Here is a 15119-nt window from a genome sequence, read left to right as displayed (position 1 = left end):
CATCATCCAAAGACAAAGCGTTGCATCAAGAAATCTGGCCAGGCGGAGTATTTTTCCGAGATTTCGTTCAATTCAGGTTCGGTACTGCGCTCCAATATGCCGGTTCGTACAAGACAGGAACTCAGGCCTGCGCCGGCAGCACCTGCGATGTCATGTTCGATGCTGTCGCCAATACAGATGATGCGATCCGAGGCGACGCCGCCCAACAGAGATTGCGCCTTCTGGTAGATTGCCGGATAGGGTTTTCCAAACCAGCGCACGACACCGCCAAGCTCCTGATAGGTTAGCGCAATACTGCCAGCACCGGGTGCCGTGACACCGCCCTTGGCAAGCTTGTGGCGATCAGGATTGGTGCAATAACAGGGCACACCACGGCGCGCTGCCGGTTCCAGCCGCTCCCGATATAGGGAAAGCGGAATTCGTTCAGCCTCGCTGCCCGAGATGATCACCACATCGGCGAGCGCCGCATCTTCTACGCTTTCGAAACCGAGTGAATCAGCCAGATTGCGGTCGTCGCCGCTCGAAATCGTCAGGCATCGCGTCGTGCTTTTCCCTGCCGTCTCCTCTGCCAGAATGTCATGGGCAACATCGCCTGATGTCAGAAAGCGATCGAAACCGGAACGGTCAAAGCCGAGCTTCACCAGACGGTCGGCATTATAGTCACCGCTTCGACCTGAGTTGGAGAGGATAATGATGGATTTTCCCAAAGCCTTCAGTCGCACCAACGCATCATTGGCGCCGGGGTAAGCCCGCTCGTCATCCCGCAAGACACCGAACTGATCGATGAGTAAGACGTCATATCGTTCAGCCAGATCAGCCAGGGTCGTCCAAGGTTTAAGGCTCATGACCATCTTGCCTTTCCGGCCAGCGCCAAGGAGGCAGTGCCGACAGCCGCCTCGGCTGACCGCGCGGCAAGCAAAGGCACACCGAGCGCCTTTTCGCGCATGTTTGCCCAAGCGGGATTGGCAACTCCGCCGCCCACGGTTCGCACAGATTGAAGTTTCGGACCACCAAGTTCGACCAAACGGCCGTAACCCGATTTTTCGATGGAGGTGATACCTTCCAGAATTGCCTGGAAAAACAAGAGATCATCTGCCGGGCGAGGTTCCAGACGCGGCGGATAGGACGGATCATTGATGGGAAAACGTTCGCCGGGCTTGTTCAGCGGGTAATAATCAAGGCCGGTCGGCTTACCTGGCTGCAGAAGCGGTGTCATGGCTTTTAATTGTTCGCCATCAAAGAAGCTGCCGATAACTGCACCTCCGGAATTCGAGGCTCCTCCCGCCAGCCAGAAGTCCAGAATGCGGTGCGAATAAATGCCATAATCAGCAGCATCGATCGGATTGGCTGAGGCCAATTTGATGACCAAAGTTGAACCAAGCGCGGTCACGCCGTCACCAATGCTCGACGCGCCGGTTGCGAAAAATGACGCGCAGCCATCCGTCGTTCCGGCATGATAACGGCAAGTCGCGGGGATGCCGAACAAGCGAGTTGCGGCACTGATTTCCGAAATAGGAGCGCCGGCACGTTTGACCACGGGCAGAAGCGCGATATCCATGCCACAGGCATCCAGCCAATCCGGCCAACGCTCGTTTACGAGATCATACCCGGTTTTCAGCGCATTGTTTTCGTCACTGGTTGCCGCCGACACGCCAAGCTTGAGCAAAATCCAGTCGGCCTGATGCACAACCTTGGTCACGCCGGTCTGGCGCGACAGATGAATAGCGCGGGCCAATGCGGAGGTTGCACCGCGAGCGGGGCTGTTGGTTGGCGCTTCTGACGCGATCTTCTCGACAATCCTAAGGTCGGGGCAGGGGTCGTTGTACATCAACGCATCGCCAACCGGCTCGCCGCTGGCGTCCAGCGCCACCACAGTACCTGAGGTGCCATCAACCGCTAACCCTTCAATATCCTTTAACGGCAGGCGAGCGGAAAGTTCTGCCAGACAGGATTGCACCCCGGCCCACCACACGGAGGGCGAACGCCCGGCCGCAGCATTGGGAAATGAAAATGCGGCCATATCCAAAAGAGTGCCATCGTCCGCAAGCGCAGCAGCACGAACCCCTGAGGTGCCGAGATCAATGCCAAGCGCTTTGGCTGGTCTTGCCGTCGCACTCATGTGCGCTGACTCGCCTTGCGATCCAGAGCCTGACGGTATTGTTCGGCCTCCCAATGGGTCAGTTCGTATTCCTGATCCGGCTCGAGATAGACAACGGGTGCATCTTCGGGAATGCGAGCAACGACTTCCGCAAGGCAGCGCGCCATGACGCGACCACCATCCGTCAACTCATTTGCCAGCAGGACACCGATATCAGGAGCCAGAAGCATTTTGGGGACGGCCAGATTTTCCGCCAGGCGTGCTTCACAATAGGCTTTTGCCGTCTGCCCCTTGCCCAAAACACCAATTTCCGTCCCCAGAAAAATGACATGATCCGGATAGAGAGACCCACCTGTCGCCAGTTTGACGCTCGCAGGATCAAGGGCAGTCTTGTGGCTGCCTCGGTCTTCCGCAGCATGGAAATTGGAACCCGCCGCTAACGCTATCAAAGCTGCGACATCGACCTCTGCGACAGGGCGTTCCGGCATCGTTAACGCCTCCGTGACACGGGTTATGCGATCCCGCACCTGTTCCACGGTCTCACCCGTAACGATAATGCCGTGATTGTAGAGGATGAGAACATCAGGCCGGTTTGTGGCAACCAGTTCGATTTCACGAGCAAGCGGTGTGCCGGGGCGACGATAGGGAATGGTTGCCCAGGTCAAATCTGGAAGCCTTGCCATGCGCTCAGCGATCCGTTTTTCACGATCCTCCAAGACGGACAGCGCAATTGCATTGACGCAGTGATAATGCGCCACCACCGTTTGCGGCAATGCCGCATGAAAGCTCGCCTCGATTGAGGGGCGCAGCCCCGACGCATTCAGGTCGGAGATGATGAAATCAGTGGCTTTTTCGGCGCTTGGATCCCGTGCCCTGAGCGCGTCCACCAGTGGAGCGACCTCAAGGGGCACCATGATGTCGCGTGTTCCGGCATGGGCAAGCCATGTGCCCGACGCCTTCACCCACATCATGCCGTCGTGCTTGATGGACGTGTTACCGCCGGCGCCCTGCGTTTTCAGCACCTCACCGCCGATCTGCCGCGAAAGGTCGAGAAATGCCTCGAAAGCTGGAATGTCCTGCGTCCGATTGCCCGAAGTCATGCCGGCCTCCTCCTATGCCGTAGCGTCGCACCATCGTCGTTTAACAACGATTATGAGCGAACTTTTCTACAAAAGGTATTTTCATGATCACAAAACGTCAATAGTGAATAATTTTCGTCACAACTATTGATAAGGCAGATTGATTATGATTATCTTCATTCATCGGCGAGGGAGACGCCGGGAGGAAACGTCTTGAACGACACCGAACGCCACAAAGCCATTACTGACCTTTTGCGTGAGACACCGTTTGCTTCGGTACGGGATCTGCAGGAGCAGCTTGGCGTTTCTCCCGCCACGATCCGTCGTGATATCGACAAGCTGCATGAGCTTGGCCGTGCACGCAAAGTTTATGGTGGCATTTCTGCGATGGAGCCGGGTGACAGCATCCGCCTGTCAGCACGCCCCTATGACGAGAACCGTGACATTGCCGTCGAGGCAAAACGGGCCATTGCGGCCATGGCTGCCGATCTGGTGCGCGATGGCGATTCCATCATCGTGCATGCCGGTTCGACCTGCTACCAGCTTGGCATTCTGCTGGCGCAGCGCAATCTGCGGCTCTGGACCAACTCCATGCCGCTTGCAGCCTATCTCGGCGAACATGGCACCTGCCAGCTTTCACTTGCAGGCGGCGACCTATACCGCGAACCGGGCATCATCCATGATCCGACAGCCGGCTCCCCGGGCTTTTTTGCCTCACGTTTCTTTGTGGGGACGCAGGGCATCAGCGGCAAGGGGCTGCTTGAATCCCATCCGCTGCTGGTCAAGGTAATTGGCGAACTTGCAGCCTGCGCCGATGAGATTGTTCTTCTGGCTGACAGCCGCAAATTTTCAATTCAGCCACGCAATGCCGTGCTGCCGCTGTCGCGTATCGGCACCATCATCACCGATGATGGCCTGACGGATACGGCCTCGAAAATGCTGGAAGACGCTGGCGTCAGCATCATGATCGCCAATGTCGGAGGTGCGGCATGAGCGCAAATCCTCTCGCAGTCTTTGATCTCGGCAAGACCAATTCAAAACTTTTCGTCGTGTCGGCGGATGGTCAGGTGATTGACGAGGCCCGCACGCGTCCCATCTGGCGCGAGCAGGATGACCTGCGTGTACTGGATGACGATGCACTTTTCGACTGGATGAAGGGTGAGCTTGCCCGTGTCGTTGCCGGGCATGGCGTCGACCGCATCACCTTTTCCGGCCATGGCTGCACATTTGCACTGACGCGCGGCGACCAGTTGGTTCACGCCATTCTCGACTATGAACAGGAACCACCTGCCGATATCGCCGCACGGATCGATGCGATGGCACCGGATTTCAGCGAAACCTTTTCGCCGCCGCTGCCGCTTGGTTTCAATTATGGACGACATCTGCTCTGGCTTGATGCCCGTGATCCGGCACTGATCGCCGAGGCAGAGGCCATTCTGTGTTACCCGCAATTCTGGAGCTGGAAATTTTCCGGTCGTGCGGTGAGCGAAGTCTCTTACCTCGGCTGCCATTCCAATCTGTGGGCACCACTAAAAGACGATTTCAGCAGCCTCGTTGACCGCATGGATTGGCGGAAAAAAATGCCTGAATTTGCAAGTGCAGGCACTGTCATTGGAACATATGCTGTGCAGCTCGAAGACGGCCGCAGCATTGATGTCGCCGTCCATAACGGCGTGCATGACAGCAATAGCGCGCTTTATTTCTACCGTTCGCTTGGCTTTTCGGATTTCACGCTGGTTTCAACCGGCACCTGGGTCATCATCTTCAATCCGGCAAGCCCGTTGGAAACACTGGATGCCAAGCGCGACATGCTGGCCAATGTCACCGTCGATCACCAACCGGTCGCCACGATCCGCTTCATGGGTGGCCGCGAATACGATGTTGCAAGCGGCGGGTGGACTAAGCCTGTATCACCCGAAGCCGTTGCATCGGTTATCGCCAAAAAGGCGTTTGCCTTGCCATCCTTTGCGGCTGGCGGTCCCATGCCCGGCCACAACGGCCACTTCATTGGTACAACCGTCGATGGCGAAGAACGCGCCGCCGTTGCCATGCTCTATGTCGCCTTGATGACCGATCTGTCACTCGACCTGATTGGTTCGAAGAACACGATCGTCATTGATGGCGGTCTGGTCAAAACAGGACTTTATGCGTCAGTTCTTGCAGCCCTCAGACCGGATCAGACCGTGCACACCAGCGCCAACCCTGAGGGTAGTGCCTTTGGTGCGGCTGCGCTCGTCTTTGACGCAAGTGGCCACAATCCTTTCGTCAATGATTGCGCCACGGCCACGGCGGCTACCATCGCCGGACTTGAGGACTATCGCTTGGCATGGCGCCAGCATGTCGATGCCCTGACAAGCTACACGCAAAACGATGCAAAGGAGAAGTGCGCATGACCTTGACGGCAAGCCAGCAGCACCCGATCCTTGAAATGCGCGAGATCAGCAAGACATTCGGCGCCTCAAAAGCCCTGTCCGAAGTCAGCCTGACCGTACATGCCGGTGAAGTCCATTCACTGATGGGCGAAAACGGCGCCGGCAAGTCGACCTTGATGAAAATCCTTTCCGGCGCTTATACGGCTGACCCTGGCGGTTCGGTGCTGATCGATGGAGCGCACGCCTTGCTTGGTGATCCACAGAGAGCCAAGGCCCTAGGCATTGCCGTTATCTATCAGGAACTTTCACTCGCACCCAACCTGACCGTCGCGCAAAACATGTTCCTTGGTAACGAGCCTTCCCGCTTCGGTGTTGCAGACCGGGCAGAGATGCGCCGTCGCGCAGAACCCATCCTGCAGCAACTCGGTATTGGTTTCGGCCCAGGGCGACGCGTCGCCGAACTGTCACTTGGCGAACGGCAAATGGTGGAAATTGCCCGGGCGCTAACGACCAATGCGCGTATCATTGTGATGGACGAGCCGACGACCTCCCTAACAACACGCGAGACCGACCGGCTGTTTGACGTAATTGCCCGCCTGAAGGCAAAAGGCATCGCGATCATCTATATCAGCCACCGCATGGAAGAGATCTATCAGCTTTCCGACCGAGTGAGTGTGCTGCGTGACGGCGCCTATGTCGGCACCCTGGAACGATCCGAACTGTCGGCAAACAAGCTTGTGTCGATGATGGTCGGGCGCGATCTGTCTTCTTTCTACAAAAAAGAGCACCGGCAAGTGACGGGCGAACGCGCTGCTGTCCTGTCGGTCAACAATGTCGGCGACGGTATCAGAGTGCATGACTGCTCTTTTGATGTGCGTGCCGGCGAAGTGCTTGGCGTTGCCGGTCTGGTTGGATCAGGCCGGACAGAACTTGCTCGCCTCGTTTATGGTGCCGACCACAAGACAACAGGCAGCATTACGCTCAACGGCAAACCGGTCGCCATCACGTCCCCGCGCGCAGCGCTCGATGCTGGCATTGCCTATCTGACAGAAGACCGGAAATCGCTCGGTCTGTTCCTCGACATGTCGATCAGCGACAACATCAATATTGGCGTCATTGCAGGTGATGCCAAGTCCGGTGGCGTACTCAATTTTTCGAAGGCGAGGGAACGGGCCGCACATGCGGTGAAATCCCTGTCGATCCGCACCGCCGGGACGCAGATCAATGTCGGTGCCCTCTCAGGCGGTAACCAGCAAAAAGCGCTGCTTGCACGCCTGCTGGAGACAAAACCGAAGGTCATCATTCTGGATGAGCCGACCCGTGGCGTGGATGTCGGCGCGAAATCGGAAATCTACCGGATCATTGATGAGCTGGCCCAGAACGGCATCGCCATCGTCGCCATATCAAGCGATCTGCCTGAAATCCTCGGCATTGCCGACCGAGTGCTGGTCATGCGCGAGGGGCGCATCGCCGGTGAGGTCACCGGATCACCAGAAGAACCGATCGGACAGGAAGCGATCATGGCACTGGCAACCGGCACGGCAGGCCACGCAGCCTGACAACGACAACAGAAAAAGAAGTGGGAGCGGAACAATGAGCGCAAGTGAGACCGAACAGAGCAGGATGGAAAAGTTGAAACTGCGCTCGACGCTGACAGCGCTCGGCATGTTGCCTGTTCTTGTTCTGCTGGCCATCGGCTTCCACTTGATCAGTGGTCGGTTCCTTTCCGCCAATAACCTTTCCATCGTCATGCAACAGGCATCGATCAACACCGTGCTTGCAGCTGGCATGACCTTCGTCATTCTGACCGGTGGCATCGACCTGTCGGTCGGGTCAATCCTGGCGGCTTCCGCGATGATTGCTGTGATTGTGTCTCTTGTGCCTGATCTCGGCATGCTTGGAATTCCGGCCGCCATTGCTGCCGGCCTTGCCTGCGGTTTCCTCAACGGTGCCATCATCGCCTGGCTGAAGCTGCCGCCTTTTATCGTCACACTGGGTTCACTGACAGCCATTCGCGGCGTTGCCCGTCTGCTCGGCAACGACACCACGGTGTTTAATGCAGATTTGCCCTTTGATTTCATCGGCAATGGCACGCTGTTCGGCGTTCCGTGGCTGGCGGTTATCGCGCTGACGACCATCGTCGTGTCTTGGTTCATTCTCAAGCGCACGGTGCTCGGCACATGGATCTATGCCGTGGGTGGCAACTCGGAAGCCGCCAGACTGACCGGCATCAAGGTGCCACTGGTTCTGCTGTTCGTCTATTCAATGTCTGGCCTGTTGTCCGGTGTTGGCGGCGCGATGTCTGCCGCACGCCTTTATGCGGCCAATGGCCTGCAGCTCGGTCAGGCCTACGAACTTGATGCCATCGCGGCGGTCATCCTTGGCGGTACAAGCTTTGTTGGCGGGGTCGGTTCGATCTGGGGCACACTGATCGGCGCCCTCATCATCGCCGTGCTTTCCAACGGCCTCATCCTCGCCGGTGTCTCTGACATCTGGCAGTACATCATCAAAGGCCTTGTCATCATCGTCGCCGTCGGCCTCGATCGCTACAGGCTCCAAGGGCTTGGCCGGACCTGATTTCCGGCTGAACGAACCGGTTGGGAACCGGAAACAACCGCGCAAAACGCGCATTATGGAGGAAAACATGCGTCTTATGTCCAAGTTGCTTATCGGCACCGCCATGGCTGCCGCCCTTTGCATGCCCGCAGCCGCCAAGGACCTCAACAAGATCGGCATTTCGGTCGGTCTGCTTGGTAACCCGTTCTTTGTTGCCACCATCAAGGGCATTGAAGACCGCGCCAAGGAGATCAATCCGAACGTCGAAGTTATCTCCGTTTCCGCCGACTATGACCTCAACAAGCAGGTCTCCCAGATCGACAGCTTCATTGCTGCCGGTGTCGACATCATCATGCTGAACGCAGTTGACGCCAAGGCCATCGCGCCCGCCGTCAAAAAGGCAGAGGCCGCCGGCGTTGTTGTGGCAGCGTTTGACGTTTCCGCTCCGGGCGCCAACGTCACCGTCATGACCAACAACGTCAAGGCTGGCGAAGAGGCCTGCAACTACATCGCCGAAAAGATCGGCGGCAAGGGCGACGTTGTCATCATCAACGGACCGGCCTCGTCCTCGATCCTCGACCGCGTTCAGGGTTGCAAAGAAGCGCTTGGCAAACATGCCGATATCAAAATCCTGTCCGACGACCAGAATGGCCAGGGTTCCCGTGAAGGCGGTCTTGCCGTGATGCAGGGTCTGTTGACCCGGTTTGACAAGATTGACGCGGTTTTTGCGATCAATGACCCGACAGCAATTGGCGCTGAACTTGCCGCCAAGCAGCTCAACCGCAGTGAGTTCATCATTACCGCTGTCGACGGTGCACCAGACATCGAAAAGTCGCTCGCCAGCGGCAATTCCATGATCAAGGCATCCGCTTCGCAGGACCCATATGTCATGGCCGGTCAAGCCTTGAAGCTTGGCGTGGACGTGCTGAACGGCAACAAGCCCGCTGAGCCGATCGTGCTGCTCGATCCACAGCTGATCACCGCAGACAACGTCAAGGATTACAAGGGCTGGACTGCAGCTCGCTAATCTCCTCCAGACCGGACTGGCACCACAGGTCTATGCGGTGCCAGTCCGACTTTTTTTTCCATTCAATTCAGAAAGTACCGGGATATGTCGAAGATCGGTGTGCATTCCTTTGTCTGGAGCGCGGGCTCCTCGCGCGGCGAGCTTGAAAAGGCGCTCGAGAACACGCAAAAGCTGGGCTACAAGCTGATTGAGTTCTCTTATCTCGATCCTGCTCAGGTCGATGTTTCCTGGCTTGCAGGCCGTATCCGTCAACTGGGCCTCGACGTTGCCGTCAGCATGGGCCTGCCACCAGAAGGCGATATCTCGAGCGATGACGCATCAGTGGTGGCCAACGGCGTCGATATCCTTGACCGGGCTGTCGCGCTGGTGCGCGATCTCGGCGGCAGCAAACTTGCAGGCATATTGAGTTCCTCCCATGGCAAGCAGGAACATGTGCTGACCAGAAGATCATGGGATAACAGCGTCTCAGCGCTGACCAAGGTGGCAGACCGCGCCAAGGCATCCGGCGTCACACTCAATCTCGAAATCGTCAATCGCTTCGAGAGCAACATGCTCAACACCGCCGCACAGGGCATGGCCTATATCAAGGATACAGGCGCCTCGAATGTGCTGCTACATCTCGATACATTTCACATGAACATTGAAGAGGCCGATGTTGGTCTCGCCATCCGTCACGCGGCAGACAAGATCGGCTACATCCACATTGGCGAAAGCCACCGTGGTTATCTGGGAACCGGCACAATCGACTTCCCTGCAATCTTTGACGCGCTGGTAGCAATTGGCTGGGATGACTATGTGACGTTCGAATCCTTCTCCACCACCATCGTCGATAAAGATCTGTCACTGAAGACGGCCATCTGGCGCAATTTGTGGGACGATAACGTTGCCCTGGCCAAACATGCGCACCGCTTTATCGAACTTGGGCTGGAAACAGCCTACCTCAAAGGCCAACTGGTTCGTCAGGCTCACCTGCCAGTTTAATGAACAAACCCAACACGCCTTAACGGTCGTCGGCGGCCCACACATCTGGGCCGCCGACTTCTTGGATCGCGCTTATTCAGCGGTCGCTTCGATATCGATCCGGCCTAACAGATACATCGGATTTTGCGATGCGGCTGCCAGATCAAGAACACCAAGGCCGTTAGGACCTTTGGCCTTGATCGTGACAGTCAATGTACCTGGCGCGTTGATGAAGCGAAGAACGGCGTCAGCAGCGCCCTGCAGTTGTGGCTGTGTGGCCGTGATTTCCTGCAGGCCCATGGTCGCACCTACTGTCAAGATGCCTCGTACCTGATCTTCGGTCATGTCGTTTTGCGCCGCGTAAAGCTTCACGGCCTTGTCAATCAGACCTTCGTCCTTGATCGTCATCTTCACTTCGCGACCAGCGAGGCCAAAAAGCGCCCCTTGCATACGTGTTGTATCGAACGAGAAAAACTCCTCGCCAAAGCCACTCACCAGACCGGAAAAATTGATGCTGCCGATATCCTTGCCATTCGCAGATATTTCCTTGATGACGAGGTTCTTGTTTGCTTCATCCCAATTTGCAGCAAGCCCGTAGGAGACGGTCAGAACCTCCATACCCATCTTGCGCAACTGCACGAAGGTTTCATCCGAAGAATTCTCAGGGATTGGAAGCGTCAAATCTTCCTGTTTGATCGTGATGTCGGTTGGAATGCCGTTAAATGGCTTGGTCAGTGCCATCTCATAGTTCTTGAGTTGGAATTGAACGCGCTCAGGCACAGTTGCCGCCGCCGCTTCATCACCTTCTGCCGTATCATCTGTCTTTGGGGTCGTCACATCAACATTGATACCTGCAGCGCGAATGGTGCCCAATTCCGGCATCAGTTGGCTGAATGCAAAGCTGGCCATCTCGTCTTCTTCACGGCTCACAAACTTGCCGAAGCCCTCGAGCGACGAACCCCAGTCGAAACCCGTAAGGCTGGCCTCAGCAACTTCGATTTTGTCGTCGCCATTACCCATTTTCAAGCCGTGCAGGCCGACATTGAGCTTGCGACCGTCCATTTGCAAAAAAGTACTATCAACGACCAGCTTTAGCTTCTTTCCTTCTTCATCGCTCGCCGTGTCAGGGGCGTCGACAGTCAGGCCGCGCAGCTCCAAATCGGCCTTGCCCATCATGTCTACGAGAGAAAGAAACTTGCCAAAATATGCCTGCCTCTCTTTAGGTGAGAGATCGTCATAGTTTGTCGCTGTTGATAGTGCCTTCAAAGTCTCCATAAGGGGCTCCGATGGCATGCGCGAGCTGACCCCCTTGCTGATCATCTCATCATAAGTGAACTTCGTCTCACCGTCTGAGAAAGCAATTTTGCTGACCGTAACCGGTCCATAGACAAGCTTTGCGTCCTTGTCGTCAGGGCCAGCCTTTTCAGTGTACAGCCGGACAAGATAGGCAACATCAATGCTCTCACCTGCGATAGCACCGGTCGTGATCAGCATATTCTTCGTTTTGGTCGCGGCATCACTCTCCGGCAGATCGACCGTAACATCATAGCTGCTGCTATCGACCGAATATTGGGCGATCTTGCCATCGGCCACCCCTGTGAAGACAACATCTTTGTAAACCGTCTTCTGACCGGTATTGGCGACTTTTTGAGTAGCGATGGTTTCAGGAATAAAAATACGCTTTGCGGAAAAACTTGCAATCACTTCAGCAGGAGAGGCGTCGTGCGGGATGCTTTTATTGAAAGCCGGCTCTTCCCAGCGGATATGCGGTATCGAAGCGTTGACCAATTGTGTCTCGACTTCAACGCCATTTACCTCCAGATCGCTTTTGAGGAACAGAAATTCCTGGCGGCCATCAGCGGCCGCAATACGCAGATTGCCGCCATCGGCTTGTGGCAGCACAAAGTTGCGAACATGAATGCGCCCGAGAAAATCGACCTTGACGACCTCAGCTGTGCCGCCAGTGCTGGCGATGAAATCCTTCACTTTGCCTTCGTAGACAGTCTTAACCCCGACGACGCCGACGGCTGCAACTGCGATCACTGCAACGGCTGCCAATAGTCCTTTGCGCCGACCCTTGACGGTCTGGTTGTTTGCCTGTTCCACGAAGTTGGTCCTCTTACTATACAGAATTGAAACGAAACGTCTTTTAAGCACGCGAAAGTTGCTTCGCAAGCCCGGGCGGAGACAAGCGCCGGTGATAAATCAACACCTTGCAAAAACATGTGGCCACCCATGCCAGGAGTGACCGGGCCTGGGATCAAATTTGCGGCAGCGGTATCACAGCCAAGGACCGCAAATATCGCGATAGCACCATCAGGATCACGCGGAAAACTTCACGGTCACGCCACGTTGGCGGAAATAGGCCTGCATCAACTTACGGCCGGAGCGGTTGTTATGGGCCAATTTTGCCGGATCAAAAACCGCTTCCTTGGCTCCTTCACGCGCCAACGCCTGCTTGAGGTCAGCAATATGCAGGTCAATGTCCGCATTGTCCGACTGGATCGATGCGTAAATCTTGTCAGTTACCTCAGCTACTGTCTGGTCGCTCACGGTACTTATCCTCTCATTCGTAAAACCGGCCGGATATCACAAATTTTCTGGCTGTCCTACTGGATGAGTGATGTTCACAGAATCTTAATAACGGAAGTCTTCCGCAAGTTTCGACTGATCTTTCCCGTGAACCAAAAGTGATCATCTATTTTTGCATAGCTCCACTGCGCTATTGGCTATTTCGAAGGCACGCATTTTATCGTATTCATTAACTCAACGAAGCGATGCACCTCCTCCCGCAAAGCTTCGTCATCAGACGGCCCACTCCTCCTCCCAAGGGACGTCTGGCAGAATAGCGGCATCCTCCTCCCAGTCGCTATTCAATTCTTTCGAAAGCCTGCCGCACCTCCTCCCGCGGCAGGCTTTTTCGTTTCTCGCTATAGTTTCAGATATTTTTCGAGGCAGCACTCTGCCAGCAAAGCAAAAAATCGCGCTTTTAGCGCGGTGGAGTTGGGCTGCAATCAACGATGTCGTGTGGCTTGCGGCCGGAATGCAGAAATCCTTCCCTTCGTTTTAGAAGGAAAGGACAGTCGTTAGACAGAAAAACGATCAGCCGCCAAAGCCGAAGCCATCAGGAATGTCTGTCAGCGTAATGCCGAATGGCTCAAGGCTTTTCAGGATCCAGGTCTGATTGTTGCCAATACGGCGGTTATATTCTGCCCAAGCGGACACGAATGTCTTGAAAGGCTCGTCCACACTGTAGTTGAGGGCAATCACCGACGGTGTCGACAATACCGGAGTAGGGACCTGTACGGACCCGATGTTTGGTGCCTTCTTTGAAATCACGAGCCCGTTCAACATGGTGTTGACCAAGCCCTCGGCCTTGCCCGTGGTAACAGCAACAATGGCTTCGTCGCGGGTCTTGAAACGCAGAATATTGGCCTTTGGCAGATATTGCTGGGTGATCAGGTCCTGTGCAGAGCCGAGATCCACCGCAAATGTGTATTTGGGATCGTTCAGCTCATTCCAGGTCTTGCCGCTGAGCTCATCTTTTGAGGAAACGATGACAAAGCTGTTGTAATAAGTCGGATCAGAGAACGACACCGACATGGCGCGAACTGGCGTTGCAGTAACCGCAAAAGCCATGTCGACCTTACCGCTTTGTACATCGAGGATGGCGTTCGCCCAACTGGATTCAACCACTTCAAGTTTGACGTCGAGCGTCTTGGCAATGTCATTTGCCATGTCGATGACAAATCCCTGCCACTCGCCCGTACGCGGGTCCTTGTTGAAATAGGGCGTTTCATTGAGAATAGCCGGGATACGAAGGACGCCGCGGCTACGGATATCATCGATTGTTCCAGCTGAGGCAATGGTGCTGCCCAACAGTGACAGTGCCATCACTGCCGCACCACAGAGCTTGGAAAATAATTTCATAATCTCGTTCTCCTATGTTCCCCGGAATATTTTTCACTGTCCGCGACCCGTGCTCCTGGAAGTCCAGTCCACAAGGCCAAGCGGTCGAGAACCAGCCTATCCGTGATTTGACAGGGGACAATGCTAGAGACTCGGACGTACTTATCGGCTTTTTTATATGTCGTGCTCACAGCGGCGGAAGCGAAAGCTCGCTCGCCCGTGGAGGGTCGAGCACCGGCCCGACAAGCTCGCGGCGACAGTCGTCGAACAACTGCTGTACCATCGGGTGTTTCTGCAGAAATCCTGCGGTTCCGAAATAGACGCGCACCTCTGGCAGATTGGTGAGTTTTTTACTGCGGATCGTGTGATCTTTCGGCCCGACACACCACGATGGAATGATCGAAAAGCCCAGCCCCTCGGCCACACAACGCTTGACGCTGGAACTGCCAGAGGTGGACACAACAGGCTGCACGATTGCCCCGTCCCGCGCCAGAAAATCGACGGCAAGATTTCGAAGGGTCTGTCCGGGCTCGTAGGTTATGAACGGCCGCCCCTCCGCCCAGCTTGGTATATCCTGCGGGTCAGGAAGGTCGCCCCAGCTTTCAGGATAAACACAACTCAGCCTGTAACTGCCAAGCAATCGCTGCGGCACCACCGGATCACCAAAATATCGCTCGGAAATACAGACATCGAGACTGCCGTTCTTGACCAGTTCAGCCAGCACGGTGTCACGTTCATAGACTGCGAACTCGATTTCCGGAAAAACCTCGCGGAACCGCGACAATATGTTGGTGAAAAGGTAATAGAAAATCGCCTGTGGCATGCCAACGCGAAGTGACGAACGTTGGTTCTCGATCAGCTTTGTCAACCGTTCGAGCATGATATCAAGCTCTGGATGCAACAGATTATAAAGTGCGCGCCCGCGCGGCGTGAGCGATATCCGCTTGGCGCCCTGTTCTGAATCGATCAGCTTACCCTTGAGAATCTGCTCCAGCCGCCGGACATGATTGGCGGCTGATTGGTAACTCAAGTTGAGTTCTCGTGCCGCACCGGAAAACGATCCCAGGCGCGCCACCTGATAAAATGTCTGGATGAGTGTAAGGCTTATCTTGGCCATG

13 protein-coding genes are annotated in these 15119 nt (G+C 55.7%); 6 read left to right on the top strand and 7 right to left on the bottom strand.

Annotated elements, in window-relative coordinates; genetic code table 11:
- Positions 1–2: 2 nt before the first annotated feature.
- The 3 genes from ACZ5FM_RS26275 to ACZ5FM_RS26265 are packed head-to-tail and all read right to left on the bottom strand — an operon-like array spanning position 3 to position 3198.
- Complete coding sequence (locus tag ACZ5FM_RS26275; RefSeq protein ID WP_464041257.1) at positions 3–845, bottom strand: TIGR01459 family HAD-type hydrolase; 843 nt, start codon at positions 843–845, stop codon at positions 3–5.
- Positions 842–2119: an FGGY-family carbohydrate kinase gene (locus ACZ5FM_RS26270; protein WP_464041256.1), complete on the bottom strand. Its 1278-nt coding sequence runs from the start codon at positions 2117–2119 to the stop codon at positions 842–844. Before ACZ5FM_RS26270 ends, ACZ5FM_RS26275 begins: the two co-directional genes overlap by 4 nt.
- Positions 2116–3198 carry a class II aldolase/adducin family protein gene (locus ACZ5FM_RS26265; protein ID WP_464041255.1) on the bottom strand — a complete coding sequence of 361 codons (1083 nt, stop codon included), beginning with the start codon at positions 3196–3198 and terminating at the stop codon, positions 2116–2118. Before ACZ5FM_RS26265 ends, ACZ5FM_RS26270 begins: the two co-directional genes overlap by 4 nt.
- Positions 3199–3390: 192 nt before the next feature.
- Between ACZ5FM_RS26265 and ACZ5FM_RS26260 the strand changes: the two genes are divergently transcribed.
- The 6 genes from ACZ5FM_RS26260 (at position 3391) to ACZ5FM_RS26235 (ending at position 10113) form a co-directional block, all read left to right on the top strand.
- Positions 3391–4170, top strand: coding sequence for a DeoR/GlpR family DNA-binding transcription regulator (locus ACZ5FM_RS26260; RefSeq protein WP_312949257.1), 780 nt, complete (start codon positions 3391–3393; stop codon positions 4168–4170).
- Positions 4167–5570, top strand: coding sequence for an FGGY-family carbohydrate kinase (locus ACZ5FM_RS26255; protein ID WP_312949259.1), 1404 nt, complete (start codon positions 4167–4169; stop codon positions 5568–5570). Before ACZ5FM_RS26260 ends, ACZ5FM_RS26255 begins: the two co-directional genes overlap by 4 nt.
- Positions 5567–7108 (top strand): sugar ABC transporter ATP-binding protein, encoded by a 1542-nt coding sequence (locus tag ACZ5FM_RS26250; protein ID WP_312949262.1) that lies wholly within the window; start codon positions 5567–5569, stop codon positions 7106–7108. The genes ACZ5FM_RS26255 and ACZ5FM_RS26250 overlap by 4 nt, the downstream gene beginning before the upstream one ends.
- A 34-nt stretch (positions 7109–7142) precedes the next feature.
- The gene (locus tag ACZ5FM_RS26245) at positions 7143–8126 is read left to right on the top strand and encodes an ABC transporter permease subunit (protein WP_192490761.1); all 984 of its coding nucleotides are present in this window, start codon (positions 7143–7145) and stop codon (positions 8124–8126) included.
- Positions 8127–8193: 67 nt separating this feature from the next.
- The gene (locus ACZ5FM_RS26240; RefSeq protein ID WP_192490762.1) at positions 8194–9132 is read left to right on the top strand and encodes an ABC transporter substrate-binding protein; all 939 of its coding nucleotides are present in this window, start codon (positions 8194–8196) and stop codon (positions 9130–9132) included.
- Positions 9133–9216: 84 nt separating this feature from the next.
- Positions 9217–10113: a sugar phosphate isomerase/epimerase family protein gene (locus tag ACZ5FM_RS26235; protein ID WP_464041254.1), complete on the top strand. Its 897-nt coding sequence runs from the start codon at positions 9217–9219 to the stop codon at positions 10111–10113.
- A gap of 72 nt (positions 10114–10185) precedes the next feature.
- Here ACZ5FM_RS26235 and ACZ5FM_RS26230 read toward each other — a convergent pair whose 3' ends face one another.
- The 4 genes from ACZ5FM_RS26230 to ACZ5FM_RS26215 all read right to left on the bottom strand — a co-directional run bounded on the left by ACZ5FM_RS26230 (position 10186) and on the right by ACZ5FM_RS26215 (position 15118).
- Positions 10186–12198: a hypothetical protein gene (locus ACZ5FM_RS26230; RefSeq protein WP_464041253.1), complete on the bottom strand. Its 2013-nt coding sequence runs from the start codon at positions 12196–12198 to the stop codon at positions 10186–10188.
- Positions 12199–12414: 216 nt separating this feature from the next.
- Entirely contained in the window at positions 12415–12645 is a 231-nt protein-coding gene (locus ACZ5FM_RS26225; protein ID WP_250983930.1) for a hypothetical protein, read from the bottom strand.
- Between the two features lie 549 nt (positions 12646–13194).
- Positions 13195–14022, bottom strand: coding sequence for a transporter substrate-binding domain-containing protein (locus ACZ5FM_RS26220; RefSeq protein ID WP_250983931.1), 828 nt, complete (start codon positions 14020–14022; stop codon positions 13195–13197).
- Between the two features lie 166 nt (positions 14023–14188).
- Positions 14189–15118, bottom strand: a complete 930-nt coding sequence (locus ACZ5FM_RS26215; protein WP_275642710.1) for a LysR family transcriptional regulator — start codon at positions 15116–15118, stop codon at positions 14189–14191.
- Between the last annotated feature and the right edge of the window lies 1 nt (position 15119).

The sequence above is a fragment of the Agrobacterium sp. 5Ca50 genome, from assembly GCF_055381905.1.
This window is presented reverse-complemented; position numbering and strand designations above follow the sequence as displayed.